1 protein-coding gene is annotated in these 520 nt (G+C 61.3%); it reads left to right on the top strand.

All coding sequences use genetic code 11. The features are described 5' to 3' along the window. The coding region (locus AC1B00_RS09675) for a CmcI family methyltransferase (protein ID WP_488849519.1) at window positions 1-520 on the top strand (520 nt) is incomplete at both ends.

The raw sequence follows: 520 nt of genomic DNA, 5'->3' as shown, positions 1-520 counted from the left end.
AATATTATTACGACATCGTCCGCACGCTGCGCGATTATAACGGCCAGTTCGACCGCGTCGTCGAAGTCGGCGTGTTCATGGGCGGCTCCACCGCCTATTTCGCGGGTTGCATCGAGGCGTTCGACTTCGATCTCGATCTGATCGACATCTCTCCGGACTATCTGCGCTTCGCCCATGAGCGCGTCCGCCGCATGTTCCCCGAGGCTGCGCGCCGCATGCGGCTCTTCCATGGCGACGTGCCCAGCTATGTCCGCCACGTCATGCTCGAGGAGCGCGGCCGCCGGAACATCGTCCATCATGACGGCGACCATAATTTCGAGCAAGTGGTGAAGGATCTCGCAGCGCTCTCCTTCGTGCGCGAGGATCTCGTCGCGCTGATCGCCCAGGACACGCATCTGCGCGGCACGCCGCACTTCATGAACTTCGTCGACATGGCGCTCTATGCCGTGTTCGGCACCGAGCTGAACTATGCCTCGATCGGTGCCGCCTATCACGGCGACAACGAAATGACTCGGCCCAA

The organism is Campylobacter sp. DY7 (assembly GCF_057802535.1).
The sequence above is the reverse complement of the archived record's forward strand: the minus strand, read 5'-3'. Positions and strand labels throughout refer to the sequence as shown.